The organism is Streptomyces sp. JLSY215 (assembly GCF_059682825.1).
Genome location: NZ_CM185022.1, coordinates 1,047,065 through 1,070,695 on the forward strand (window position 1 = coordinate 1,047,065; position 23,631 = coordinate 1,070,695).

At 69.2% G+C, this 23,631-nt stretch carries 24 protein-coding genes and 6 pseudogenes; 17 read left to right on the forward strand and 13 right to left on the reverse strand.

The genetic code is table 11. The features are described 5' to 3' along the window. Nucleotides 1-185 precede the first annotated feature (185 nt). From AC5677_RS04590 to AC5677_RS04600, 3 genes and pseudogenes are all read right to left on the reverse strand, one after another. Nucleotides 186-814: pseudogene (locus AC5677_RS04590) on the reverse strand (transposase family protein); the annotation flags it as partial. 208 nt (nucleotides 815-1,022) lie between these two features. Further along, nucleotides 1,023-1,304, reverse strand: a pseudogene (locus AC5677_RS04595) (cytochrome P450); the annotation flags it as partial. A 395-nt stretch (nucleotides 1,305-1,699) separates the two neighbouring features. After that, nucleotides 1,700-2,617: an endo-beta-N-acetylglucosaminidase H gene (locus AC5677_RS04600; protein WP_497196509.1), complete on the reverse strand. Its 918-nt coding sequence runs from the start codon at nucleotides 2,615-2,617 to the stop codon at nucleotides 1,700-1,702. Nucleotides 2,618-3,322: 705 nt separating this feature from the next. Here AC5677_RS04600 and AC5677_RS04605 point away from each other — a divergent pair. Both AC5677_RS04605 and AC5677_RS04610 read left to right on the forward strand, forming a co-directional pair. Continuing rightward, nucleotides 3,323-4,477, forward strand: coding sequence for a Gfo/Idh/MocA family oxidoreductase (locus AC5677_RS04605; RefSeq protein WP_497193716.1), 1,155 nt, complete (start codon nucleotides 3,323-3,325; stop codon nucleotides 4,475-4,477). Nucleotides 4,478-4,902: 425 nt separating this feature from the next. After that, nucleotides 4,903-5,351 (forward strand): annotated as a pseudogene (locus AC5677_RS04610) (nitroreductase family deazaflavin-dependent oxidoreductase). A gap of 340 nt (nucleotides 5,352-5,691) precedes the next feature. On the opposite strand, the gene AC5677_RS04615 reads toward AC5677_RS04610, so the two are convergent. Further along, complete coding sequence (locus tag AC5677_RS04615) at nucleotides 5,692-5,844, reverse strand: ATP-binding protein (RefSeq protein ID WP_497196510.1); 153 nt, start codon at nucleotides 5,842-5,844, stop codon at nucleotides 5,692-5,694. 208 nt (nucleotides 5,845-6,052) lie between these two features. Here AC5677_RS04615 and AC5677_RS04620 point away from each other — a divergent pair, with 208 nt between their 5' ends. The 5 genes and pseudogenes from AC5677_RS04620 to AC5677_RS04640 form a co-directional block, all read left to right on the forward strand. After that, the gene (locus AC5677_RS04620) at nucleotides 6,053-6,535 is read left to right on the forward strand and encodes a MarR family winged helix-turn-helix transcriptional regulator (protein ID WP_497193717.1); all 483 of its coding nucleotides are present in this window, start codon (nucleotides 6,053-6,055) and stop codon (nucleotides 6,533-6,535) included. A gap of 123 nt (nucleotides 6,536-6,658) precedes the next feature. Next, nucleotides 6,659-7,897 carry a cytochrome P450 gene (locus AC5677_RS04625; protein ID WP_497193718.1) on the forward strand — a complete coding sequence of 413 codons (1,239 nt, stop codon included), beginning with the start codon at nucleotides 6,659-6,661 and terminating at the stop codon, nucleotides 7,895-7,897. A gap of 35 nt (nucleotides 7,898-7,932) precedes the next feature. Beyond that, nucleotides 7,933-8,142 carry a ferredoxin gene (locus AC5677_RS04630; RefSeq protein WP_497193719.1) on the forward strand — a complete coding sequence of 70 codons (210 nt, stop codon included), beginning with the start codon at nucleotides 7,933-7,935 and terminating at the stop codon, nucleotides 8,140-8,142. Then, complete coding sequence (locus AC5677_RS04635; protein ID WP_497193720.1) at nucleotides 8,139-9,344, forward strand: NAD(P)/FAD-dependent oxidoreductase; 1,206 nt, start codon at nucleotides 8,139-8,141, stop codon at nucleotides 9,342-9,344. Before AC5677_RS04630 ends, AC5677_RS04635 begins: the two co-directional genes overlap by 4 nt. Before the next feature lie 81 nt (nucleotides 9,345-9,425). Then, a pseudogene (locus AC5677_RS04640) lies at nucleotides 9,426-9,716 on the forward strand (MFS transporter); the annotation flags it as partial. 276 nt (nucleotides 9,717-9,992) lie between these two features. On the opposite strand, the gene AC5677_RS04645 reads toward AC5677_RS04640, so the two are convergent. Continuing rightward, complete coding sequence (locus AC5677_RS04645; protein WP_497193721.1) at nucleotides 9,993-10,646, reverse strand: response regulator; 654 nt, start codon at nucleotides 10,644-10,646, stop codon at nucleotides 9,993-9,995. Nucleotides 10,647-10,818: 172 nt separating this feature from the next. On the opposite strand from AC5677_RS04645, the gene AC5677_RS04650 reads away from it, so the two are divergent. Next, entirely contained in the window at nucleotides 10,819-12,207 is a 1,389-nt protein-coding gene (locus AC5677_RS04650) for a GAF domain-containing sensor histidine kinase (RefSeq protein WP_497193722.1), read from the forward strand. Nucleotides 12,208-12,234: 27 nt separating this feature from the next. Here the strand turns inward: AC5677_RS04650 and AC5677_RS04655 are convergent, their stop codons facing one another. Further along, complete coding sequence (locus AC5677_RS04655; RefSeq protein WP_497193723.1) at nucleotides 12,235-12,447, reverse strand: hypothetical protein; 213 nt, start codon at nucleotides 12,445-12,447, stop codon at nucleotides 12,235-12,237. 468 nt (nucleotides 12,448-12,915) lie between these two features. Between AC5677_RS04655 and AC5677_RS04660 the strand changes: the two genes are divergently transcribed. Next, nucleotides 12,916-13,245 (forward strand): ATP-binding protein, encoded by a 330-nt coding sequence (locus AC5677_RS04660; protein WP_497193724.1) that lies wholly within the window; start codon nucleotides 12,916-12,918, stop codon nucleotides 13,243-13,245. Between the two features lie 400 nt (nucleotides 13,246-13,645). Here AC5677_RS04660 and AC5677_RS04665 read toward each other — a convergent pair. After that, a pseudogene (locus AC5677_RS04665) lies at nucleotides 13,646-13,792 on the reverse strand (FAD-dependent oxidoreductase); the annotation flags it as partial. Nucleotides 13,793-14,086: 294 nt separating this feature from the next. Then, nucleotides 14,087-14,827: an SDR family NAD(P)-dependent oxidoreductase gene (locus tag AC5677_RS04670; protein WP_497193725.1), complete on the reverse strand. Its 741-nt coding sequence runs from the start codon at nucleotides 14,825-14,827 to the stop codon at nucleotides 14,087-14,089. Nucleotides 14,828-15,338: 511 nt separating this feature from the next. On the opposite strand from AC5677_RS04670, the gene AC5677_RS04675 reads away from it, so the two are divergent. Continuing rightward, complete coding sequence (locus AC5677_RS04675; protein ID WP_497193726.1) at nucleotides 15,339-15,815, forward strand: barstar family protein; 477 nt, start codon at nucleotides 15,339-15,341, stop codon at nucleotides 15,813-15,815. Nucleotides 15,816-16,165: 350 nt separating this feature from the next. Here the strand turns inward: AC5677_RS04675 and AC5677_RS04680 are convergent, their stop codons facing one another. Next, a complete protein-coding gene (locus AC5677_RS04680; RefSeq protein WP_444471378.1) occupies nucleotides 16,166-16,576 on the reverse strand; it encodes a RidA family protein in 411 nt (136 codons plus the stop codon). A 313-nt stretch (nucleotides 16,577-16,889) separates the two neighbouring features. Between AC5677_RS04680 and AC5677_RS04685 the strand changes: the two are divergent. Continuing rightward, nucleotides 16,890-17,097 (forward strand): annotated as a pseudogene (locus tag AC5677_RS04685) (helix-turn-helix domain-containing protein); the annotation flags it as partial. Between the two features lie 124 nt (nucleotides 17,098-17,221). Here the strand turns inward: AC5677_RS04685 and rpsN are convergent. Further along, nucleotides 17,222-17,527 (reverse strand): 30S ribosomal protein S14, encoded by a 306-nt coding sequence (gene rpsN, locus AC5677_RS04690; RefSeq protein WP_397921450.1) that lies wholly within the window; start codon nucleotides 17,525-17,527, stop codon nucleotides 17,222-17,224. Further along, complete coding sequence (gene rpmB / locus AC5677_RS04695; protein ID WP_497193727.1) at nucleotides 17,527-17,763, reverse strand: 50S ribosomal protein L28; 237 nt, start codon at nucleotides 17,761-17,763, stop codon at nucleotides 17,527-17,529. Before rpmB ends, rpsN begins: the two co-directional genes overlap by 1 nt. Nucleotides 17,764-17,828: 65 nt before the next feature. Here rpmB and rpmG point away from each other — a divergent pair, with 65 nt between their 5' ends. The 5 genes from rpmG (at nucleotide 17,829) to AC5677_RS04720 (ending at nucleotide 21,577) form a co-directional block, all read left to right on the forward strand. Beyond that, nucleotides 17,829-17,993, forward strand: coding sequence for a 50S ribosomal protein L33 (rpmG, locus tag AC5677_RS04700; protein WP_497193728.1), 165 nt, complete (start codon nucleotides 17,829-17,831; stop codon nucleotides 17,991-17,993). Nucleotides 17,994-18,029: 36 nt separating this feature from the next. Next, on the forward strand, nucleotides 18,030-18,284 hold the full coding sequence (locus AC5677_RS04705) for a type B 50S ribosomal protein L31 (RefSeq protein ID WP_497193729.1): 255 nt from the start codon (nucleotides 18,030-18,032) through the stop codon (nucleotides 18,282-18,284). Further along, a complete protein-coding gene (locus tag AC5677_RS04710; RefSeq protein ID WP_497193730.1) occupies nucleotides 18,284-19,435 on the forward strand; it encodes a CobW family GTP-binding protein in 1,152 nt (383 codons plus the stop codon). Before AC5677_RS04705 ends, AC5677_RS04710 begins: the two co-directional genes overlap by 1 nt. 62 nt (nucleotides 19,436-19,497) lie before the next feature. Beyond that, nucleotides 19,498-19,734 (forward strand): 30S ribosomal protein S18, encoded by a 237-nt coding sequence (gene rpsR / locus AC5677_RS04715; RefSeq protein ID WP_109886464.1) that lies wholly within the window; start codon nucleotides 19,498-19,500, stop codon nucleotides 19,732-19,734. Nucleotides 19,735-20,701: 967 nt separating this feature from the next. Next, nucleotides 20,702-21,577, forward strand: a complete 876-nt coding sequence (locus AC5677_RS04720; RefSeq protein ID WP_497193731.1) for an EamA family transporter — start codon at nucleotides 20,702-20,704, stop codon at nucleotides 21,575-21,577. Between the two features lie 79 nt (nucleotides 21,578-21,656). Here the strand turns inward: AC5677_RS04720 and AC5677_RS04725 are convergent, their stop codons facing one another. Continuing rightward, on the reverse strand, nucleotides 21,657-22,427 hold the full coding sequence (locus tag AC5677_RS04725; RefSeq protein WP_497193732.1) for an SAM-dependent methyltransferase: 771 nt from the start codon (nucleotides 22,425-22,427) through the stop codon (nucleotides 21,657-21,659). Between the two features lie 246 nt (nucleotides 22,428-22,673). Between AC5677_RS04725 and AC5677_RS04730 the strand changes: the two genes are divergently transcribed. Then, on the forward strand, nucleotides 22,674-23,198 hold the full coding sequence (locus tag AC5677_RS04730) for a GNAT family N-acetyltransferase (protein WP_497193733.1): 525 nt from the start codon (nucleotides 22,674-22,676) through the stop codon (nucleotides 23,196-23,198). Between the two features lie 177 nt (nucleotides 23,199-23,375). On the opposite strand, the gene AC5677_RS04735 is transcribed toward AC5677_RS04730, so the two are convergent. Continuing rightward, nucleotides 23,376-23,534, reverse strand: a complete 159-nt coding sequence (locus AC5677_RS04735) for a hypothetical protein (protein ID WP_497193734.1) — start codon at nucleotides 23,532-23,534, stop codon at nucleotides 23,376-23,378. Nucleotides 23,535-23,631 lie beyond the last annotated feature (97 nt).

The following is a 23,631-nucleotide window of genomic DNA, read 5'->3' on the forward strand; positions in this document are numbered from 1 at the left end:
CGCCCCTCTCGACGGAGCGCTACGCGGCACAACGACCGCGGCCGTGCACGGTGCCGGAGCCGTAACCCCTCGCCGGCGTTTCACAGGTGGCCACTTGCGCGGTGAGGCGGCCGACGGGGACGGCGGCCAGGTCCCAGGCAGCTCCTGGGGCTCGACGAAGACGAGACTTTCCGGGGCAATCGGCCGCGCCGGGACTGGTTGCGCTCCTCTTCCCAGGCCGGGAGTTCGGCTTGGCCGCGCTCGCGGCGGTGCGGGATGACAAGTCCGGTGCCTGGGTGGACGCCGTCGGCGATCGTGAGGCTCCTGCCGACGGCGGCCTTCGCGCCGGATTCCTCCCACGCCTTGCAGTCGTTGCGGTTCCCGGCAAGCGGCTGGCCGACCACGACAACTCGGCAGGTGTCGGCGTCGATGACGACCTGGTGGTTGGTGGTGTACCGAGAGTTCTTCGACCGCGCGGCGATGGAGTGATCCCGGGTGGGGACCAGGGTGCCGTCCACGATCAGTACGGTGTCCTTGGCGAACCGCTTTCGGGGCCGGAGCGCGAGCATCGGCCCGAGGTGGTCGATGATCCGGTCCGCCGCCGGCTTGGACACCCCTAACAGGGGGCGAGCTGTCGCATCGTCAGGTTCGTGCGCCAGTACGTCGCGACCAGCAGCGCCCGCTCCTCCAGCGGAATGCGCCACGGCCGGTCTTTGCGGACCGCGTCCGCACCCTCGCGCCGCAGAACGGTCACCAGCTTCCTGAAAACGCGCGGGCTCAGCCCGGTGAACGGGGCTATCCATGACGGTTCGGATGTCGTGATCACACCGACCATGACGTGATCAATTCACCCGTGATCGGCAGCTGCCTGACAGCCGTCAACCAATCCCGGTGACCATCGAGGCCAATGACAGGAACAACGCGCCCAGCGCCCCCGCAGAGCCGTAAAGCCGTACCTCACGCCGGCCGTCATGTCGGCGGACATAATGCGTGGCGGCCGCGGCAAAGGCCATGCCACCGGCAATGAACCACGGCCCCCACAAGTAGGGGGTGTGCTCGTCGGCGGGTAGCACTTGCAGGTTGCCCGCCTCGCACAGCGGGTCCAGGAACGCGAACAGCTCGTCGGGCCGCTTGTCGATGTGCGCCGTGGCCTCCAGAAGGACGGGGTCGGCGACCGACACGACCGTTCCGGCGCCCGGAAGTTGGAAGCGCACGACGGGTCCGTGCGCCTCGTGCAGGCGTAACTGGTACCGGTGCAGCCCGCCCGCAGCCGCAACGGCGCTCACCCCGCCGTCGTCCTGGTGTTCGGGGCCGGGGATGCGCATAACGGTGCCTCCTGTCCCAAGTCCTGTCCTTGAGTCTGTCCGAGGGGCCCTCAACTCGCCCTTGCATCAGCCAGGTTCCCTCGCCGGCACCGGACCGCGCGAGCGGTCGGCACCGTGACGACGCCGGGCTGGTCGGCGAGCCCCTATCGGGACACACTCGCCCAGCCCGGCACCGGCAACGCACCATCCCCGGCCGGCGGTCGGCGCAGCCTGAGCAAGACACCCGGTCAGCGCGCTCTCAGCTGTCAGCTCCCCGCTCTCAGCTCTCAGCTCCCATGAGTCAGCCCGCACCGCGCCCCCGACATCGTTGTCGAAGGCACGGCCTGCGCGGATCGCCGCCCTACGGGATGCGGCAAGCCCCGAGGGAGCGCCGCGCACTGGGGCGTGCGGTCGCCTTACGGCGTGTAGACGGCGTCACTGCCGTACAGCTCCCTGGTGAACGCGGAGACATCCGCGCTGCGGTCGGCGCCGTCGAGGTTGTACGTCAGATAGACGCCGTACCCCTCGCTGACGGTGCGGCGGGCGAGGTCGGCTACCGTGCTCTGCGAGGTCCCGCCGATCTCGACGGCCGCCGGCGACAGCTTCGACTTGGGCAGTGCGATGCCGGGGACCTGCCAGGTGCCGTAGTACGGGTTCCAGGCGTAGTCGAACGTGGACGAGACGTCGACGCCGCCGTAGGAGAGACGCGACGCGGCCGGGCCGATGTTGTAGAGGCTGATGATCTTGCCCGGCATGTTCGCGCGCAGCGCCGTCACCAGGTAGACGAAGGAGCTGTCGTTGGGCTGGCCGGTGCCGTTGTTGCCGTACTCGGCGTACTCGTCGTCGAAGTCGATGCCGTCGAGGTCGTACTTGGCCACGGTGTCCGACAGCTGTTTCGCGAACGCCGAAGCCGCTTGCTGTGACGGGAAGTTGGCGAATCCCGCGCCCTGGTGGTTGCCGAGCACCGAGAGGACGACCTTGATGCCCTTCTGCTGCAACGGCCGTATTTCCGTGGCGGCGTTGTCGAGGACGCGCTGCACGTTCTCGTTGAAGTACAGATGCGCCGCCTTCGTACCCGTGTCGTAGTTGATGTTCGCCGCGAAGATCACGGCGACGTCGAAGACGTTGCCGCCGCCGTTGGCGAGGGTGTACTTGCCGACGTTCAGCATGCTGTTGTTGTTCACCTCGACGTACGCCACCGAGGTCGGCCCCTGTTTCGCGGGTGCGTGGGCCGCTGCCGCGCCGGTCGTGGCGGTCGCGCCGAAGGCAAGGGCCGCGACGGCCGAGAGCGCGAGCGCGGCCATCCGCACTCTGCTCCGTAACAGAGTGAACATCATTGATCGGTCTCCCATCGCATAGGTCCCGGCGCCCGACCTGTTCGAAAGCGCCGAGTGAGCCCTCCGAGTTTTCCGCTCCCGCGACCGAATCCCGAGAGCCTTGGCCGAACTCTTCACAGCCCCCACGCACGCATCGGGACAGTCGAAGCGGAACTCGTCGAAGACGGCGGGCAACTGACGGCCGCGGCTCTGTCCACCGGAGCGTACGTCGACCACAGCACCGTCCACCGGCCCGGTGACGAGGTCCCCACCGCGGCAGACGAGCCGTGACAGACGAACCGCGGCAGACGAACCGCGCCTCACCGAGCGGGACCTGTACGCCTCGTAGGAGACCGGTCGCGCTCTGGAACGAGACGAGGGAGTCCGGGCCACGGGGATCCACGATCCGCAACTACATGTCACCGATCCGCACGTCCATGCCAGTGAGCGAGCAGCCCGACAACAGCCTCTACCTGCATCTCCTCAAGGATGACGACTCGGTACGCGGTAGCGCGGGGTCGGCCGTGACATGACGACGGCCGGTTCGAAGGCGCCGACGAGCCGCAGAGCGGGATGCGGCGAGCGAACTCTCCGAGTCGAGGTGCCGTTAACGGACGGCGAACCGATCGGCATGTGGCTGAACGTGATGCTCAGAGCGTGTCCGCCATGACTATGGGCCGTTTTGAGGTGAGAGAGCAGGCGGTTGCGAACGCTGGGGTGCACATGACGTCCACTTCCCCTCGCCGGGAGCTGATTCGTGTCGGTGTCGTGGGGCTGAGCGCGAGCGGCGGGTGGGCGGCCACCGCCCATGTGCCGGCGCTGGCCGGGCTCGACGGATACGAGTTGCGGGCGCTGAGCGCCAGCAGCGCCGAGTCGGCGCGCGCGGCCGGCGAGAAGTACGCGGTGCCGCTGGCCTTCGCCAGTGCAGAGGAGCTGGCCCGCAGTGAGGAAGTCGACCTCGTGGTGGTGACGGTGAAGGTTCCGCATCACCTGGAGCTCATCCGACCCGCGCTGGAAGCGGGGAAGATGGTGTTCAGCGAGTGGCCGCTCGGTGCCGATCTCGCGCAGGCCGAGGAGCTGGCCGACCTCGCGCATCGCAGGGGTGTGCTGACGGCTGTCGGTCTGCAGGCCCGGTCGGCTCCGCCGCTTCGGTATCTGCGGGACCTGGTCGCCGACGGCTACGTAGGGCGGGTGCTGTCGACCAGCATGCTCGGGTCGGGCTGGATCGGGGGCGCCACTTACGACGACAACTATGCGTACGTGCTGGACGTCACGAGCGGCGCCACGCTGCTGTCGATCCCCTTCGGGCACTCGGTCGACGCGCTGACCATGGTGCTCGGGGAGTTCCGCGAGGTGTCGGCTCTCATCGAGAACCTGCGCCCGGAGGTCACCCACGTCACGAGCGGGGCGGTCGCGGCCAAGACCGCGGAGGACCAGATCGCCGTCACCGGTGTGCTGGAGTCGGGGGCCGTCGCCGCGATGCACATGCGCGGTGGGACGTCACGTGCCACCGCGTTTCATTGGGAGATCAACGGCACGGAGGGTGATCTCGTCGTCAAGGCCGACCAGGCCCAGTGGTGGTACGGGGGGCTGCGGCTGTACGGCGTCCGGGGAGGGGACGGCGCGCTGACCGAACTTCCGGTTCCCGCCCGCTACCAGCGGTCGCTGACACCAGGGACCGAGCGATCCGCCGAGCCCGCCTTCAACGTCGCCCACGAGTACGCGCTGCTGCGCGACCAGATCACCGGGAACCTTGCGCCGGACGAGGACGGCGTTCCCGACTTCCGGCACGCCGTCCGGCGACACCGCATGCTGGAGCGGATCCGAGAGGCGGCGCGCGCGGGCCGGAAGGTCACGCTCGCAGAGCACGGCGCGTAAGCCCCGAAGCGAGTCAGTCGTGAGCTCGGCCGTTTCGCCCTCGGCCAGGATGCGGCAGGCCGTGGCGGCCGAGGGGCGGTTGCCCTGGTTCCTACCCGAGGTTCCTACCCGAGGTGATGACGAGCTTCTGGGCGATCTGCGAAACCGGCCCCGGAGGCCAACGGAACTGCCATTGGCGCCCCGGCGATGATCTTGCTGGCCACTCGGTCTTCGAGCTCTGGAGTACCTGGGCCTGGAGGCGTTCGCGAAGGTCGGCTTCCTCGGGCGTCAGCAGGACCTCGGAGCGATGTCCTCAGGTGAGAAGCCGGACCCGACCGCGACGGCAGGGCATCCACCTGCGAGGTCACCCCTGTCCGGAATGTCCGATGCCTGTGCCGGCGTTACAGCACGGTGCGAGAACATCCTTACGACGAGGGGAGGATGCCATGCCTCTCGAGGGCGAGTATGAACCCAGCACGACACAGTGGGTGCGCGAGCAAGTGGAGGTGTACGAAAGCTCCGGCGGCACCAAGGGGACGACACTGTGGGACACCGGGCAGCCCGTGGTGGTGATGACCACCCGGGGCGCCAGGAGCGGCAAGATCCGCAAGGCGCCGGTGATGCGCGTCGAGCACGACGGGCGATATGCGGTGGTCGGCTCGTTGGGCGGCTCCCCCAGGCATCCACTGTGGTACTTCAACGTCAAGGCCGATCCGCACGTCGAACTCCAGGACGGCCCCGTGAAGCAGGACATGACGGCCCATGAGGCCACCGGCAAGGAGAGGACGGAGTGGTGGCAGCGCGCCGTCGCCGCCTTCCGAGGTACGCCGACGTGCAGAAGAAGACTTCGCGGGAGTTCCCCGTGTTCATCCTGGAACCTGTCGTCGCGCAGTAAGCCCAGGGCGCCTCGGGCCGTCGTCCTGCCCGAGAGGCGTATTCGTGACGTGTGATTCGCGAGCACCCTGTGCAAGCGCGGTTTTCGCACGGTGATTCCCGTTCCCGCGGACCGACGCAGCCGCCGGCCGTAAAGGGGCAGTCAGGGCGGCCGTTCGCCCAGCGGACTCGCCGTCGCAGGCATCTCCCTGCGGTCTGTCCGCTGGCCGACGTGGCGCGGCGCCCTTTGCGCGCTGGGCGGGTGGATCCACAAGCACGGAGACGCCGCCCTGGAGGCCCAGGAGCGGGCCCAGGGCACCTGACGGCTCCCGTATCGCCAGAACGGAAGGTTGTTCCGAAGTTCAGTGAGGCCGGGCATGCTCCACGGCATTGGTGACGAGTTCGGAGAGGGCCGGAAGGACCGAGTCGGCCGCGTCCTCGGCGACGCTCCACTGAGTCGGGAGCTCTTCAGTGATCTTGCGGGCCTCCCCCGCGGCATCCGAGCCGTGCGCCAGAGTCCATGTGCCGACGGACGCCGACGGACTGCGAGCAGGGCTCTACCGTGGGAGTGCCTCTGGGGCATAGGTGCAGGTCACGGTCATCACCTTCCTCCGGCGCCGCCATGCCGCCTTGATTGTCACCAGAACCCCTGATGGCCCAGGACGCGCATATATCACCCTTCTATATAGACAGTCTATATAGAAGGGTGATATACATGAGGGTATGGATGAGATGCCTGAAGAGGGTCACCAGGAGGTGGCGGCGGCGCTGAACGAGCTGGCCACCGGAATGGTCAGACACCTTCTGTCGGAACGGCAGAGCATGAGTCTGACCACCGCTGCGGCGCTCAGCCGGCTGGAGCGGGAAGGTCCGGTCCGGCTGACCGCACTGGCGGCGGCGGAGGGCATCGCCCAACCGTCGATGACCGCCCTGGTGCAGCGCCTGGAAGAACAGGGCCTCGCCACTCGGGTGGGCCATCCCGGAGACGGGCGGGTCCGCCTGGTTGCCATCACGGAAGCCGGGCGAGAGCTGATGACCGAGCGCCGGCGCGCGCAGTGTGCCCGGGTGGCCGACATGCTGGCCGCGTTGCCCGAGCAGGACGTGCGGTCGCTGGGCGAGGCCATGCGTACGGCCCTGCCCCTCGTGCGGCGGATGCTCCAAGCCGACCCGCAACCCCGCGTGTCCGGCGGCGAATCACCCTCCTGAGCCTCCTGGCTTCGCTCTTCGATGTCTCCTCCAGCAGGCGGTACCTACCCCGTCGCGCCCCACGCGCGCCGAGCCCGGTCCCGGCACTGCCCCCATGTCCGACTTACGGAAAGGGCGGAGAACATGAGCACCACCTCGGCATCCGGCACCGATGTGCCGTCGGCGCAGGTACCGGACTACCCCATGACCCGGGCTGCCCGCTGCCCCTTCGATCCGCCGCCGGCCCTGCGCACGCTGCAGGACCGGTCCCCGATCAGCCGGGTGCGGCTGTGGGACGGCAGCACCCCGTGGCTGGTCACTCGCTACGACGACGTACGGGCTCTGCTGGCCGATCCGCGGATCAGCTCGGAGAGCAACCACCCGCACTACCCCCATCTGAGCCCGGCCCAGAAGGAGCGCCGCAGGCAGTCGCGGACCTTCATCAACATGGACGATCCGGAGCACGCGCGGCTTCGCCGCATGGTGACCGCGACCTTCTCCATCAGGCAGGTGGAGGCGCTGCGGCCCGCCATTCAGAAGATCGTCGACGGCCTGATCGACACCCTGCTCGCCGGGCCCAAGCCGGCGGACCTGGTCCAGGCGTTCGCGTTGCCGGTGCCGTCGCTGGTGATCTGCGAGCTGCTCGGCGTCCCGTATGCCGACCACGACTTCTTCCAAGCCAACAGCAAGATCCTGATCAAGCGCACCAGCACCGTGGAGCAGGCGCGGGTGGCCACACAGCAACTGCTCGACTACCTGGACCGGCAGATCGGCGTCAAACTCGCCCACCCGGCCGACGACGTGCTCTCCACACTGGCCGAGCGGGTCAGGGCCGGTGAGCTCTCCCGGCGTGAAGCGGCCGGCATGGGGATGCTGCTGCTGACCGCCGGACACGAGACCACCGCGAACATGATCGCGCTGGGCACCCTGGCCCTGCTGCAGAACCCTGACCAGCTGGACCGGCTGCGCGAGAGCGACGACCCGAAGACGGTCGCCTCGGCGGTCGAGGAACTCCTGCGCTACCTCACCATCGTGCACGGCGGACGCCGCCGGGTGGCCCTGGCGGACATCGAGGTCGGCGGCGTGACCATCCGCGCCGGCGAGGGCGTCGTCCTCTCCAGCGACGTCGCGAACCGCGATCCCGACGCCTTCCCCGCCCCCGACCGGCTGGACATCGACCGCAACGCCCGCCACCACGTGGCCTTCGGCTTCGGCGTCCACCAGTGCCTGGGCCAGCCGCTGGCCCGGGTGGAACTGCAGGTGGTCTACAGCACCCTCTACCGCCGCATCCCCACGTTGAAGCTCGCCGTGGATCTCGACCAGATCCCGTTCAAGCACGACGGGAACGTCTACGGCGTCTACGAACTGCCCGTCACTTGGTGAGCGCGGCCAACCGCCACGCAGGAAAGGAGCATCCGATGAAGGTGATCATCGACCAGAACAAGTGTGTCGCCGCCGGCCAGTGCGTGCTGACCGCACCCGAGGTGTTCGACCAGCGAGAGGAGGACGGCATCGTCGTACTCCTCACCGAGACCCCGCCCGAGCGTCTGGCGGACGACGTCCGGCAGGCCGTCGCCCTCTGCCCGGCCCAGGCGATCTGGGTGGAAGAAGAGGAGAAGAAGGAGTGAAGCGCATAGTCATCGTGGGAGCCTCGGCCGCGGGCCTGACCGCGGCCGAGACCCTCCGTCGCCGCGGCTGGGACGGTCACCTCACCCTGATCGGCGAGGAGCCCCATCCGCCGTACGACCGGCCCCCGCTGTCCAAGCAGATCCTGACCGGCGCCTGGGGGCCCGAACGCGCCACCCTGCGCTCCCCGCCGGATCTCGCGCGACTGCGGGCCGACCTGCGGCTCGGACGGCGCGCCGTCGCCCTGGACGTCCCGGACCGCCGGGTGCGCATGGACAACGGCGAGAGCATCGGCTTCGACGCGCTGATCATCGCCACCGGTGTGGCTCCCCGGCGCCTGCCCGACAGCGATCTGGACGGAGTTCACGTCCTGCGCACGCTCGACGACGCGATCGCCCTGCGCGCCGCGCTGCGCGCCGGGCCCCGGGTGGTCGTGGTCGGTGCCGGATTCCTCGGTACCGAAGTCGCCGCGGCCGCCCGGACCATGGGCCTGGAGGTGACCGTGGTCGAGCCGGAACCGGTCCCGGTGCGGCGCCCGTTCGGGGACCGGATCGGTGCGCTCGTCGCCGAGTTGCACAGGGACCACGGAACACGCCTGCGATGCGGAGTGCCGGTACACCGGCTACGCCGCGCCGACGGCCGGGTGACCGGAGTGGACCTCGACGACGGCACCACGCTGCCGGCCGACGTCGTCGTCCTGGCCCTCGGCGCCGTGCCCGCGACCGGCTGGCTGGAAGGTTCGGGGCTGCGGCTGGGAGACGGGGTGGAGTGCGACGCGTATTGCCGGGCGGCACCCGGGATCTACGCCGCCGGGGACGTCGCCTCCTGGCCCCATGCACGCTTCGGCACCCGCATGCGGCTGGAGCACCGGATGAACGCCACCGAACAGGCCATGGCCGCAGCCGGCAACCTGCTCGGCGACGCCACCCCGTTCGCTCCCGTGCCCTACTTCTGGACCGACCAGTACAACACCAGGATCCAGGCGTACGGGATCTTCCCGCCGGACGCGGAGATGCGGATCGTCGACGGCGACACATCGGACGGCCGCTTCGCCGCCACCTACGGCCACCGCGGGAGGGTGGTCGGCGCCCTCGGCTGGAACGCCCCACGCCAGGTACGCACGCTGCGCCGCCTGGTCGTCGAAGGCGCGCCCTGGATGCCGTTCACGGCCGCACCGGCACTCGGCCCGGCAATCGTCAACTGACCTCCAGGTCCCACAGGAAGCAAGGAGGGAGGACTTCCGGTGACCCCCGACCGAGCCCCCCGCCCTGCGGGCACCGCCCCCGGCATCCGGCTGCCGCTCCACGGCTACGGCTACGCCCGCACCCCGCTGTGGGCCGGCGTCTACCTGCTGCCCCTCACTATCGGCTTCCTCGCGGCCGGACCGGTATCCGGAGCCCTGTCGGACAGATGGAGCGCCCGGCCGTTCGCTGTGGCGGGATGCGTCGCGACGGCCGCCCCCTTCGCCGGGCGCCTCCGCCTGCCCACCGACTTCCCCTACGGCCTCTTCGCAGCCCTGCTCCTGCACCACGGCCTCGGCAACGGGCTGTTCGCCGCCCCCAGCACCTCGAGCATCAGGACCCCCACCGGCGGCAGCCTCCACCAGCCCCCTCGCGACGACCTCGGCAGGCGGGGCAGTGGACGACCGGCCGGGACGAGCCCCCTGCACTGCCACGGTGGCCGAGGCACCGGGGAGCCACTGGCCGCTGGACGGGTCGGGCCGTCGGAAGGGACAGCGGCCGACATGCTGATCCGGTTCCGGGCGCCCCGCGACCTGGCGGGCAGCTGCCGCGTCCATGGGTTCCCCCGCACCGCAGAGGTGTCGCCGGACTCCGTCCTGTTCGGCGCGGGATCAGGGGGCCTGCAGGAAGGTCAGGACGGCTCGTACCCGCCGGTGGTCATCGTCGGTCTCGGACAGACCCAGCTTGCCGAGGATGCTGCGCACGTGCTTCTCGACGGTGCCCTCGGTGACCCAGAGACGGCGTGCGATACCGACGTTGGACCGGCCCTCCGCCATCAGGGCCAGTACCTCGCGCTCGCGTGCGCTCAGCGCGTCGAGCGGATTCCTTCGTCGTTGCGCCGAGAACAGTTCCTGAACCAGGGCGGGATCCACGACGGATCCGCCCTTGGCGATCCGCCTGACCGCCTCCAGGAACTCCTCCATGTCGGCGACCCGGCTCTTGAGCAGATACCCGATCCGCCGACCTCCGGCCAACAGCTCCATGGCCTGCTCCACCTCGACATGCGCGGACAGGACCAGGATGCCGACATCCGGCAGCTCACGGCGGATGACCCGGGCCGCCTCCAGACCCTCCGTGGTGTTGGTCGGCGGCATACGGATGTCGACCACGACCAGGTCGGGCACCGTGTCCCTCGCGAGCTGCAGCAAGGTCGAGCCGTCACCGGCCTGCCCCACCACGGACACCTCGGCCCGCTCGAGCAGGCCTGCCAGGCCCTGGCGCAGCAGCACGTCGTCGTCCGCCAGAACCACTCGCAACTGTGTCATACCGCGCCTTCCACCGTCCTGTGCGGCATGCCCGGCCGGCCCCGTCGCCGGCCGATGGCGGCGATGACCTGCCCAGCTGCAGGCTCTCATGGGCATCGGCACCGGTCGACCGCTGAACCGCCCGGTCCGGGCCGGGCCGGGCAAGGGGCGTGAAGCGATGACACAGGGCCGGGTGGACATACGGAGTCGGCACTGGGCGAAGGGCCGGCCCGCCGGAACGGCGATCGTGGCGGGCATGGCGATCGTGGCGGGCGCGGCGGGCCTCCTGGGCGCCGTCGCGCCGTACGCCGGGCAGCACGGCTTCGGGATCACCGGCTCGCAATCCGCCGTCGCTCTGGCCGCCTTCCTCCTCGCAGCGGCGATCGTCGGCCGCCTGGCGGCGCGGCTGCGGCACTCCGCTCAGGTGTCGGCACAACTGTCGCAGCAGCAGTCCGCGCTGCGGCAGGTCGCCACCCTCGTCGCACGGTCCGCTCCGCCGGCGACCGTGTTCGAGGCCGTGACCCGCGAGATGGGCCTCCTGTGCGGCGCCGATCTGGCCTGCCTGGCGTGTTTCGAGACGTACGGCGGCATGCGTGGCGTCGCGACCTGGAGCCGTCGGGGCGGGCCGGACCCGTCGCCCGTCGGTGCTCGCTCCGCCCTCGACGGACGCGGTGCCGCCCGCCAGGTCCGGTCGACGTGCGGTCCGGTCCGCATCGAGGACGTCGAGGACACCACCGGAGCGATCGCCCGGCAGGCACGCGCACCGGGCATGCGCTCGTCGTTGGGGCGCCCGATCGTGGTGGGCGGGGAGGCCTGGGGCGTGATCGTCGCCTCGAAGGAGAGCGACGGCCCGTTCCCGGCGAACACCGAGTCCCAGATGGCCGCCTTCGCCGATCTGGCGGCGATCGCCATCGAGAACGCCAGGAACCGTGCCGAACTGACCGCCTCACGAGCCCGTGTCGTGACGGCCGCCGACGGGGCGCGCCGCCGTATCGAACGTGATCTGCACGACGGCGTCCAGCAGAGGCTCGTGTCGTTGCTCCTCCTGCTCCAGCACGCGCAGCTGACGGTTCCGCCGGATCTGGACGAGCTCCGCGCGCGACTGCGCGACGTCGCCGCCGGGGTCACGGGCGTGTTCGACGAACTCCGCGAGGTGGCACGGGGCATCCATCCGGCGGTCCTGGCGCATGGCGGCCTCGGTCCCGCGCTGCGGGCGCTTGCCCGCCGATCGGCCCTCCCCGTCGATGTCGAGGTGCGCCTCCCGGGGAGACTGCCCGAACGGGTGGAAGTCAGCGCGTACTACGTCGTCTCCGAGGCACTGACGAACGCAGCGAAGCACGCGAAGGCCTCGACCGTCACCGTCACCGTCGCCGTGGACACCGACTCCGGCGTACTGCGTGTCCGCGTACAGGACGACGGCGTCGGCGGGGCCGCCTTTGCCGCCGGTACCGGCCTCGTGGGTCTGAAGGACCGGGTGGAAGCCCTCGGCGGCAGGATGGTTCTGGACAGTCCGCGTACCGCGGGGACCACCCTCAGCGCGGAGCTGCCGCTCGTGCCGAGCGGCAGCACAGGCCGCGACTAGACCGCCGCTGCCCCGTCGGGGATGGAACTACCATCCCCATCCGCCACCGCCCCAGCCATCGCCGCCCCAGCCGCCGGTGACCTGGGCCGAGTCGACGTCGCCACCATGGTGGTGGTGATGGTGGTGATGTTGAAGCACGCCCACTGGTGAGGCCGGCGCGGCGACGGCCGACGCGGTGGAACCTCCCAGGGCCAGAACGATGCCCGCGAGGGCGGCGAGGGGCCACTTGATCTTACGCATGATCAATCTCCTGTAGCGAAAGGGAATGTGACAGCTCATCAGGTAAGACGCGCACGGAAGGGGACTGCCGGGCCTCGGGCCTTGGGCCTTCTGACGTCCGTTCAATTCCGTCTTCCCGACCTCTACGCTGCCCCGCCGGGAAACCCCGGACAATCCTGCAGGCTGCAAGCGGCTATACCGGCCAGCTGCAATCTCGTCGCCCACCAGATCAAGATCCTTAACTCGAAGCCCATATATCACCTCTCTATATAGACAAACTATATAGAGAGATGATATACATGGCCATAGGCCGTTAGGGGCCTGGAGTCCCGGGCGTCACCGTGGCGCCGGAAGAGGGTGATCACCATGACCTGCACCTACGCGCCCACCGTCTCCCCGCGGCGAGGCGTCACCCGGAGGCCACGACAGGCAACGGGCGGTGCCTGGCCCCTCGCGCACCGCCCGGAAGCCGCCGGAGAGGCCCGCAGGATGACCCAAACGCTCCTGACGTGGTGGGGTGTCCCCCAGGAGGCGGCCGACTCGGTGCTGCTGACCGTTTCCGAACTCGTCACCAACGCCGTCGAGCACGCCCAGCCCCCACTGAACCTCGAGCTGAACCGCGACGCGGACACCCGCCGGGTGCACATCGAGGTCTCCGACGGAGGCCCCGCCGACAAGGAGGGCGACTGGGCCGCCAGCGGCACCCCTGACGAGCACGGCCGCGGGCTGGACATCATCGACCACATCACGGCCGCCCACGGCGAGCACGACCACCCTGGGCACACCGTCCACTGGGCCGACGTCAACGCCACGGCCTGACCGGCGCCGACGCCCCCTTTCCGGATCGGTCGCGCGCGGTGACGCGGTACTGCGCGACCGGCCCAGCGGCTGCCACGACGAGGACGGCGACGCCGTACGCGGGGACGGTACCCAGCAGACCGACCGGAGCGATCAGAAGTCCCGCGACGATCGCCGGCACGCCGAAGCCCAGGTAGGCGACCAGATAGACCGAGGCGAAGAGTTATCACGGCGGTTCCCAGCAGCACGCCCGCACCGCCGACGAAGACCGTGCGGCGTGGGGTCGGGCAGCCGAGGCAGAGGCCCGGCCACGGCGGCCGCCCCGCGGGCTCCACGAACGCCATGGAGCCGTTCAGGAGACCGCTGTGAAGGCCGAGCAGGGCCCCGGATGATGCTGGGGGTACGAGCCCCATGAAGAACCCGGCCGGGATCCACGTTCTGCGACCATGACCTCGATGCCCCGCTCCCGGCAGACCGAGGCGATCTCCGAGCCGGTGCAGCCTGCGCCGATGACCAGCACCCGGCGCGGCCCGGCGGCCAGCCGCTCGGCCAGGCACCCGGCGTCGTCAGTGGCCGGCATGGCCACCGGATGCCTGGGCAGCGATCCTCGTCTCGCCAGCTGCGGCCGTAACCACACCCCGTCAACTGCCGATGCCAGGATCAGAAACACTTCTTACGGGTCAAGGCAGCCGTCGCCGAACCGAGCACCCGGGGACCTTCGCCTCGTGCCCGAACGAGCCGCTCTTGGGCATCGAGCCGCCGCTCGTGGTGTGGGCCTCTCCCGACGCGCACGCCGACCGGTCCATGGACCTCATGGACATGCATGTCAGGTTTGGCATGCCCATCGCGGCCCAGCCCGGAGTCAGCCGATCGCGAGCTGTCCGCCGCGTGCCTCGAGAACCGCGCCGGTGACGTAGCTGGCGCGGGAGGAGGCAAGGAACACAACCGCTTCCGCGATCTCGTCAGGGTCTGCGACCCGCCCCAGTACGGTGGTCCGCCCGATCACTCGGAGGGTTTCCTCTCCCATCTCCTCCGTCCCGGGGGTATGGACAGGGCCCGGGGCCACGGCGTTCACGCGGACGCCCTGGGCGCCGAACTCGTCAGCCCATACTCGCGTGAGAAGTTCGAGTGCAGCTTTGGAAGCCCCGTAAGCACCCGTTCCCCGCACCGGCGTGGTAGCCGCCGCTGTGCTCACACTCACGATGGCGCCACGCCCCCGTGCAGCCATTCCCGGGGCGAGGGCACCGACCAGGAGCATCGGCGCGCGCGAGTTGACGGCCATCTGAACGTCGAACATCTCGGCGGTGGTGTCCGGCGTACCGGCGAACCGGTAGATACCGGCGTTGTTGATCAGAATGTCCACCTCGCCTGCTTCGGCGGCAAGACGCAGGACATCTTCAGAGCTGCTCAGATCCGCAGCAACGAACCGGGCTTTCCCGCCTGCGGCAGCGATCTCCTTGACGGTCTCAACACCTCGCTGCTCGTCCCGCCCGTGGACGACAACCGAGGCCCCCAACGCCGCCAGGCGAAGGGCAACGGCCCGGCCGATGCCAGAGGTGGCGCCGGTGACAAGAGCGGTGGATCCATCCAGTTCTGCAGTCATGGAAAGCTCCTCCAAGCCGAGAGGAACGACATGCTGTCTGCTGTTCCTCGTGTAACTGATGATCCTGATGGTTCATTCCAGGGCGGAGACTGACCCACGCCGGGCCGATCGTTGATCATGGTCCAGTGCGGAGCCGTGGCCCACGTGGTCTTTGGAGGCCAGTGAGCTCGTCTTCGCTGACCATGTCCACGGGCGACTGGAGCGCGCCGCACTGCTCATGGAGATCGACGGGTGCGCTGCATCCAGACCGGTGACGACGAATGGCTGGTCGAGCACATCGGTGAGGCCAACTCTGGCGCCGATCGCCCCGCAGCCGCCCAGCAGCGAGAAGGGGCCTGAGCGACCACGCTGCCGCGAGATACGCAGAGGGTCCGTGCCGACTGCTTCCGGCACGGACCCTCGATCTGTGGGATTTTGAGGTGTGTGGGTGTGGCCAGGGCCGTTTCGTTTGGATCCAAACTGTGCAGCCTGCCGCTGACGCCGGTCGACGGCGTGGTTCTCGGGAGGGAGGGTGGCAGTGCACACCGTGCCTTGGTTGCATGTAGTTGGGAAGCAAGACGCTCTTCCTGTCGATCTGCTGCTTCCGGTGACCGGCAGGACGTACGTCGCGCGTCTTGACGGCCGGGAAATGCGCGACACGGACGCTGTCCTCCAACAGTTCTACGACGGACTGAAGCTTCCGGATTACTTCGGATGGAACTGGAATGCCCTCTCCGACTGTCTGCGCGACCTGAGATGGCTGTCTGCGGACCACTACGTACTGATCGTCGAGGCCGCGGATGAGGCACTGTCGGACGACACCTCCGAACAGCGGCTGCTCTTCAAATCCCTGCTGCAGGCAGGCCGGCGATGGTCCTACGCACGGCGGTCCGAGGGCATCGAACTCGGCAGGCTCGTGGTGGTCATGTCTTGTGACGACGCATCCGTCCCGTCCCTGCAGGGACGGCTGCGATCATGCTTGGCAGAGACGGCATCGGCATCGTCATAGGGCATCGTCTCGCGGACCAGAGGAAGATCCCCGCGAGGTGGAGTCCGGCCAGGTAGATGGTTGCCGCCTTCTCCTAGCGGGTTGCGATGCCGCGCCGCTGATTCAGACAGTTGATGCGCCGCGAGGCCGCGTCTCTTCGATCAACAAGGACCGCTACAAAGATCGCAACACGGTGGAGCGGGCCATCGGAAAGCCCAAGCAGTTCAGGCCGTCGCCACCCGCTACGGCAAGCGCGGGTATGTCCATCTCGGCACGGTCACCGCTGCCGCCCTCCGCATTTGGCTCCGGTCGTGATCGGAGCCAGAACGCGGGCAAGGCGGTTGGTCGCCCTTGCGGGATGGTCCGCCGGCTCAGGAATCGAGCACGGCGGCGATGGCTTCGATCTCTACGAGCTGGCCGTCGTAGCCGAGTACGGTGACACCCATCAATGTGCTGGGCACGTCGTGGTCGCCGAACGCAGTCCGGACAACCCCCCACGCCGTCACCAGGTCCTCCCGGCGGTGGGAGGCAACGAGAACGCGGGTGCTGATGACATCGTGGAGTGACGCGCCGGAGTCTGCCAGAGCGATCCGCATATTCTCCACGGCCTTGGCTGCCTGCCCCGCGACGTCTCCGATTGCCGCGGTGGAGCCGTCCTCATTCAGCGGACATGCTCCGGCCAGGAAGATCAGCCGCGACTCGGCCGGGGCCGTGGCCGCGTAGGCGTACTCGGCAACATCGGACAGGGACGCAGAGCGAATCAACGTGACGGCACGAGACACGGGCTTCCTTTCACAGTAGATCCGGGACACTCGCGACCTTCTCAAAGATCGACTCCGCGTTCGACGGAATTTCGTGTCCGCCAACTCCCGTGATGGGCCACTGCCGTCGGCCGCCGAATCGATCTGCATGGTCAGCGCGTCAGCACCCGTCGCATGCCGATCCCCCGACGAATCACTTGATCGAAGAGGCACGCCCTAGCTAGGTGTGCTGCCCCGGCACGCTGGTGACACGCGTGCTGGGTGCTTGAACGAGGTGAGGGCCTTCTGGCTCGGTGGGGATTGCGACATCTACCGCCGAGCGCAGGAGGCCCTCGTGATCCACCGTAACGCCCCGCTGACACCGACCGGCAGGCTGCGGCTTGCCCGGTGCGTCGTCGATGACGGCCGGCCTCTGCGCCGCGCCGCGGAACGGTTCCAGGTCGGCCACACGACAGCGGCACGCTGGGCCGGCCGCTACCAACGCCACGGGCACGCGGGGGGCGAAGGACCGCTCCGGCAGGCCCCATCACCAGCCTCACCGGCACTCGGCTTCCCATGAGAACGGGCGGCTCGGCTCGCCTGCTGATCCGTGGTTCATCGGTACGGTCCTCTGACGGATGGCGCCGTGGCCCGGGTGACCACCGGGGCCACGGCGCCATCTCGGCCTCACCAGGACGACTTGGTGACCCCGGGAAGGAACCCGGCGTGCGCCTGCTCCCGCATGCGCACTCGGGACATGCCGAACTTCCGCAGATGCCCGCGGGGCCGGCCGTCCACGCTGTCCCGGTTCCGCACCCGGGTGGCGCTGGCGTCGCGCGGCTGGCGTCGCAATTCGGCCTGAGCCGCGGCGCGTTCGGCCTCGGTGGACGAAGGGCGTCGGATGATCTCCTTCAGCTCGGCACGCCGGGCCGCGTACCGCTCGACGATCACCTTGCGCTGTTCGTTCTTCGCGATCTTGCTCTGCTTGGCCATCAGACCTTCACCCCTCGTGCGCGGATACGTGCCACCGCGGCCTCGATGCCGATGGCATCGACCGTCTTGATCGCCTTGGCGCTGAGGGTGAGCCGGATGTGGCGCCCCTCGCTCGCCAGCCAGTAGCGCTTGCGCTGGATGTTCGGGTCGAACCGGCGGGATGTGCGGCGGTGCGAGTGGGAGATGGTCTTGCCGAAGCCCGGCTTGGCGCCGGTCAGCTGGCAGTGGGCGGACATGGAGTGGGTCACCTCTCGTCGGAGACGTTATCGGTAATGGAAACCATTCCCATATAGTAGCGCCCATGGCTCGCAACGAACTACGCCCGATCATCAAGCTCCGCTCCACCGCCGGCACGGGCTACACCTACGTCACCCGCAAGAACCGGCGGAACGACCCCGACCGCATGGTCCTGCGCAAGTACGACCCGGTCATCGGCCGCCACGTCGACTTCCGGGAAGAACGCTGACCCACGAGCCGACTTCACACAGACAGGAACACCTTCATGAAGCCTGGGATCCACCCCGCCTACCGGCCCGTCGTCTTCCGCGACAAGGCAGCTGACTTCGCCTTCCTCACCCGGTCCACCGCGACCAGTGACAAGACCATCGAGTGGGAGGACGGCGAGACCTACCCCGTGATCGACGTGGAGATCTCGTCGCAGAGCCATCCCTTCTACACGGGCACGGCTCGCGTCCTCGACACGGCCGGCCGGGTCGAGCGCTTCGAGCGGCGCTACGCGCGGCGCGGGGCACAGTGATGAAGGACCGCCGGCTTCCCGTCGTCATCGTCGGCGGGCTGCATTCCGAGGCCCGCGAGCACGTCGTACGGCGCCTTCTGCACACCGTGCGCGGCAGCGTCGCCCTCCACCACGACCTGTCCACGGCAGCGGACGGAACCGTGCGGCGCACCGTGCGCGACGCCTCGGGTGAGCTGTCCTCCGGCGAGGCTCCCCTCGTCAACGACTGCGCGTGCTGCGCCTTGCGCGAGGACCTGGTTCCCGAACTCCAGCGGCTGGCCGACAGCGGTCGGCACCGGCTGGCGGTGGTCGAGCTCTGGGACTCCGTCGAGCCCAGGGCGATGGCCGAGGTGATCGCCTCGCACGGTGGCGAAGCGCTGACGCTCTCCAACGTCATCACAGCGGTCGACCCCGTACTCGTCCTGCCGTATCTCGCCAATGGCGACGACCTGGCGGAGGCGGGCCTCGCGGCGGCCGCAACCGATCAGCGGACCATCGGGGACACCTGGGCGCGCCAGCTGGAGTACGCCCCCGTGCTCGTACTCGTCGACAGCGAGGAGGCGGATGACGAGGACCGTGCACTCCTCGCCCAGCTGCACCCGACCGCACGCCGCGTGCCCGTGGCTTCCCGGCAGCTCGCCGAGGTCGCGTTCGCGGGATTCGACGTCGAGGCGGCGGCCGCGGCCCAGCACCCGGCATGCGCGCTGCTGCCGCAGGAAGCGGAGGAGTCGGGAGTCGCCACCCTCGTGTGGCACCGGCGTCGCCCGTTCCACCCGGAACGGCTCTACCAGGCACTGGAAGACCTGGCATGTGCGGCGGCCCGCAGCCGGGGCCGCTTCTGGCTCGCCGACCGCCCCGACACCCTGCTGTCCTGGGATGCCGCGGGCGGCGCCCTGTGCGTGGAGAACACCGGCCCATGGCTCGCCTCCCTCCCGGACGCCGCTTGGGAGATGGTCCCGGCGATACGCCGAGCGGCCGCCGCCCTCGACTGGCACCCCGAACACGGCGACTGCTGCCAGCACCTGGTCTTCACCGCCCCCGGCCTCGACCGCGACGGCCTGGAGCGGCTGCTCGACTCCTGCCTTCTGACCGAGGCCGAGTTCGCCGGCGGACGCAAGGTGTGGAAGCGCCTGCCGGCCTCCTTCGACGCGCTCCTCGACCCCGTTTCCTGAACCCCGACCACATCCCCACCGAACACCGGCCGTTCGACCGTCCGGCCGAGAAAAGGAGCCCCATGGCCCGCCGCCCCGATCCCCGCAAACCCCTCAAGTCCCGCCCCAACCCGTTGGACCAGGCAGGCATCACCTACATCGACTACAAGGACACCGATCTGCTGCGGAAGTTCATCTCCGACCGCGGCAAGATCCGCAGCCGCCGGGTCACCCGGGTCACCGCCCAGCAGCAACGCCAACTGGCCCGCGCGATCAAGAACGCACGGGAGATGGCGCTCCTGCCGTACGCCCCGAGATAGTCCGCCCGTGCGCCGGCTGCCGCCCGGTGAATCACCCGGCGTCATCCACCAGAGGCCGGCCCGGTTGCCTGCACCGTGCCGGCCTCTTCTTCGTCGATTCTGTCGGCGGCACCAGTGGTGATGCTTTGGGTTCCTCGTCCGCTTCGGAACCGTGTTCCGCCCCCGGCTGCGAATCGCGTCAGCCTCGCGGAGAACCGCCCGCCGAGGTGCCGCAGTCGGCGCCAGATGCCGGTGAGTTCAACGGTGTGCCGCACGGCGGTGAATCCGCTCGTGCGGGCTATATCGGCAGCCCATTTCTCCACCACCGCGGAATCCAGCGTCACGCCGGCCCCGCATTCGGTGCAGAGCAGTTAGTGGCGGTGGTCGGAGCCAGCGCGGTAGCGGAAGAGTCGCTCCCCTTGCAGGTCCCGCACGTGACCGCACGCCCGGCTGCGGCCAGGGCGCTGAGCGTACGGTAGACGGTGGACAGCCCGACCGTTGAGCCGGCGGACAGCGGCCGGGCGTGCAGGGACTGGGCGCTGACGAGCCCCTCCGCCTCCGCTGCCTCGATCAAGGCTTCCACCACCATGGTTGAGGGCATCGGCGGTGAAGATCTGAGCCCGTAGGACCGGGAAGTGGCCGACGAGTCCGGAGGCCGCCGCGATGGCGGTGCCTCCTTCGGCGAAGTCCGCCTCGGCGAGCGGGCCCGCCAGGTCCTCTCCGCATAGTTGGCGGACATACCGCAGAGGTACAAAACCCAGGACATGGAGCCGCTGGCACGACAACTGCTGTGCCGTCGCGAGACGTTGGAGGCGGAGCAGGCTGCGGGGCTGCGCGCCGGACAGGGCGCGCAGCCCCGCCCTACCCATCGCTCGAACGGAAACCTGCGCGCGTTGCCGCGTGCCGACGCTCAAGGAGGCCACCCATCAGTCAGCTTCGCACCCGACGCGAGCACGCCGTCACCGCGATCAGCCGAGGACTGAGCGCCGTGCCCGCCCCCGGGCTGGTCATGGGCGGCGTGATCGGCCTGCAGTGCGGGGCCGCGCTCACCACCCGGCTCTACCCGACCGTGGGACCGGCCGGAGTGGTGACCTTGCGCCTGTGCATCGCCGCATTCGTCCTCACCGCCCTGTGGCGGCCGGGACTGCGATGGGACCGCACCACGCTCGGCATCGCAGCCGCCGCCGGAAGCCTGCTCACCGTCCACCACCTCAGCTACTACGAAGCGGTCGACCGCCTCCCACTGGGCGCCGCCACCACCATGGAGTTCCTGGGACCGTTCGCCATCGCGCTGTTCGGCTCACGCCGTGCCACCGACCTGCTGTGGGCCTGCCTTGCCGCCGCCGGCGTCGTACTGCTCAGCCACTCCGGCATCCCGCTCAATGCCGCGGGACTCGCGTTCGCCTCTCTCGCCGGGTGCTGCTGGGGCGGCTACATCCTCGTCGGCAAACGCCTGGCCGAACGCGTCCCCGACGGGCGCGGCCTGGCCCTCGCCGTCACCTGGGGATCCCTGTTGAGCCTGCCCTACGGCATCGCCCAAGCAGGCACCCGTCTCCTGGACCCCGGCACACTCGCCTTGGCCTCCGCCGTCGCCATACTCTCCAGCGTCCTGCCTTACACGTTCCATCTCGAAGCCCTCCGCCGTGTGCCGGCCCGCGTCTTCGGCATCCTGACCAGCCTCGAACCCGCCGTCGGAGCGCTCCTCGGCCAGCACCTCGCCACCCCGCAATGGGCCGGGGTGCTCGCCGTAGCCCTCGCCTCCATCGGCGCCACCCGCGCCCCAGGCCACCCCCGCAGGCCGACCACGCCCGAGACGCCGAGCGACACGTCAGGCGAGCCGACGACCCGAACGCCTGCCGACTAGCGGGACACTCCGGGCGGTGACGAGGACGGCCTTGAGCTGGTTGATCGCCTGGGTGCGCGCTTTGACGGCAGACCCCAGGTCAGTTCTTACGTGCGGTTACCAGTGCGAAGGAGAGGAATTCTCCGCCGTCCGCGGTGAGCATGTCGATGACGGCCTGGTTCTCGCTTTGGTTCGCCGGCGTACGCTCGGCCCCTGCCTGGGCCCACAGCAGCCAGTCCCGCCAGGCGTCTTGCTGCAGTGCTGCCGAAGTGACCTCCACCAGCTCGGTGATCTCCCATTGGAAGCGCCACCAATCTGCCGTGTGCCAGGCGATCGCTTCCCAGCCGACCACTTTCTTGATGTGGGGCGGGATATGCCCGAGCTCACGGACTTCTCGTGTCATGGCGGGAGTCGCCATGCCCAGTTGTCCGCCAGGACGGAGAAATCGCACCAGGTAGGGCAGGTAGCTGTCCGCCGTGCCGAAGTACTCGAACGCGTCGACGCTGATGATGGCGTCGAAGGTCTCCTCCTCGAACGGCAAGGCGTGGGCCTCCGCTCGCACGGCAGTTACCTGGTCGCCGACACCCGCCTTGGTGAAGACGGCTGCCGCGTCCTCGGGAGCGATCCACCAGTCGGCCGCCACGACTTGGGCGCCGTACTCGCGGGCCAGAAACACCGACGTGGCACCCTTGCCGGAGCCGAGGTCGAGAATCCGCATCCCGGGACGGAGATCAAGTTGCCGGGCGAGATCCTCCAGCAGCCACAACGGGTTTGGCCCCATATCGAGGTCGATCAACCAGGCGGGGTCATAGCGAGAGGAGCGCGGGTAGCGGTCCGGGCGTACGAGATCATCCAAGGCAGTCACGAGCACGGACCCAAGCCGATCGCCTACGCAGGCGCAATCCGATTTCCCCCCGCCGTCCCCGGGCCGGCGAGTCGAAAGTGCGTTGCCTCGGCCGGGGAACACCGGCTAGCGTCACGTCAGCGCGACAGACGCGTGATCACGGGATGGGGAGGTTGATGAATATGGCCGCCGTCGGCCCTCATCAGCATGCCCTCATCCGGCCCGCGCGATAGCAGAGCGCGGCCCGGTCGTTCCAACGACCAGGAGAGACACGTGTCTTCCTCTTCTTCACCTGCCCACGCCGACGTGATCACCAGGCGTCTCGTCCTTCGGACCTGGACCACGAGCGATGCCACCGCAGTCCTCGACGACACCCGGTCCGTGCACTGGGCGGACGACTTTCCCGCCGAAGGCGATCGCGTGATCGCCGGCCTCTTCGACCAGCACCCCGTCTGGCTCGGCGCATACGGCCACCGTCTGATCATCGAGCGTGAGAGCGGCTTGGTGGTGGGCTCCATCGGCCTGTTCTGGCCGCCCAGCGAGGGCGTCCTGGAGATCGGATACGGCATCGTGGCTTCCCGCCGCGGCCGGGGCTACGCCCCCGAAGCCACCCGGGCCCTGGCAGAGTTCGCCTTTACCGCGTCAGATGTCCACACCGTGTCCGCCAGTGTGGAACTGTCCAACCCCTCCTCGGTCCGCGTGCTGGAGAAGGCCGGCTTCCACCGGTGGGCCACTGAAGAGAACGCGGAGAACACCGCCCGGTTCAGGATCACGAGACCGGACCACTCACAGCGTTGATTCCCAGGGCCCTGGAGGCGGCGATGCCTCCAGGGCCCCCTCGCGGTGGTGGAGCCACGGGCGATCCAGCGTGATCAATACAACCAGGGCCTGTCCGGCGATTGAGGACGAGGGCGGGAGGGCCGAAGGAGGAGAGGAGCGGGCCGCCTATCGTGCGATCCTCAGGGCGGCTGCCACTCAGCACGGTGGGCGGAGGAAACCGTCAACCACGCGGCGAACCTTCGAGACGACACCGGATTCGCCCAGCCGCAACGCGATGTTGGCGGCGATGAGCACGGCGTCGATCTGGAACGTCGTAAGGTCCGGGTCCAGTTCGGCGATCTCCCCGGTGTGCACGGCGTGGCGCAGCTCCTCGGCGAGCAGGGCAAGCCGGCCGCTGCGCGGTTAGAGACGACAGGACGTCCCCGCGTCCCTGCGGCTCTTCCACCCTGAC

What these genes read in the sequence shown, in the direction of transcription:
- AC5677_RS04630 (WP_497193719.1), top strand. Translation starts at nt 7,933, where the DNA reads ATGAAGGTGATCATCGACCAGAACAAGTGTGTCGCCGCCGGCCAGTGC.
- AC5677_RS04705 (WP_497193729.1), top strand. Translation starts at nt 18,030, where the DNA reads ATGAAGCCTGGGATCCACCCCGCCTACCGGCCCGTCGTCTTCCGCGAC.
- AC5677_RS04620 (WP_497193717.1), top strand. Translation starts at nt 6,053, where the DNA reads ATGGATGAGATGCCTGAAGAGGGTCACCAGGAGGTGGCGGCGGCGCTG.
- AC5677_RS04710 (WP_497193730.1), top strand. Translation starts at nt 18,284, where the DNA reads ATGAAGGACCGCCGGCTTCCCGTCGTCATCGTCGGCGGGCTGCATTCC.
- AC5677_RS04605 (WP_497193716.1), top strand. Translation starts at nt 3,323, where the DNA reads ATGACGTCCACTTCCCCTCGCCGGGAGCTGATTCGTGTCGGTGTCGTG.
- rpsR (WP_109886464.1), top strand. Translation starts at nt 19,498, where the DNA reads ATGGCCCGCCGCCCCGATCCCCGCAAACCCCTCAAGTCCCGCCCCAAC.
- AC5677_RS04600 (WP_497196509.1), bottom strand. Translation starts at nt 2,617, where the DNA reads ATGTTCACTCTGTTACGGAGCAGAGTGCGGATGGCCGCGCTCGCGCTC.
- AC5677_RS04625 (WP_497193718.1), top strand. Translation starts at nt 6,659, where the DNA reads ATGAGCACCACCTCGGCATCCGGCACCGATGTGCCGTCGGCGCAGGTA.
- rpmB (WP_497193727.1), bottom strand. Translation starts at nt 17,763, where the DNA reads ATGTCCGCCCACTGCCAGCTGACCGGCGCCAAGCCGGGCTTCGGCAAG.
- rpmG (WP_497193728.1), top strand. Translation starts at nt 17,829, where the DNA reads ATGGCTCGCAACGAACTACGCCCGATCATCAAGCTCCGCTCCACCGCC.
- AC5677_RS04670 (WP_497193725.1), bottom strand. Translation starts at nt 14,827, where the DNA reads ATGACTGCAGAACTGGATGGATCCACCGCTCTTGTCACCGGCGCCACC.
- rpsN (WP_397921450.1), bottom strand. Translation starts at nt 17,527, where the DNA reads ATGGCCAAGCAGAGCAAGATCGCGAAGAACGAACAGCGCAAGGTGATC.
- AC5677_RS04655 (WP_497193723.1), bottom strand. Translation starts at nt 12,447, where the DNA reads ATGCGTAAGATCAAGTGGCCCCTCGCCGCCCTCGCGGGCATCGTTCTG.
- AC5677_RS04660 (WP_497193724.1), top strand. Translation starts at nt 12,916, where the DNA reads ATGACCCAAACGCTCCTGACGTGGTGGGGTGTCCCCCAGGAGGCGGCC.
- AC5677_RS04645 (WP_497193721.1), bottom strand. Translation starts at nt 10,646, where the DNA reads ATGACACAGTTGCGAGTGGTTCTGGCGGACGACGACGTGCTGCTGCGC.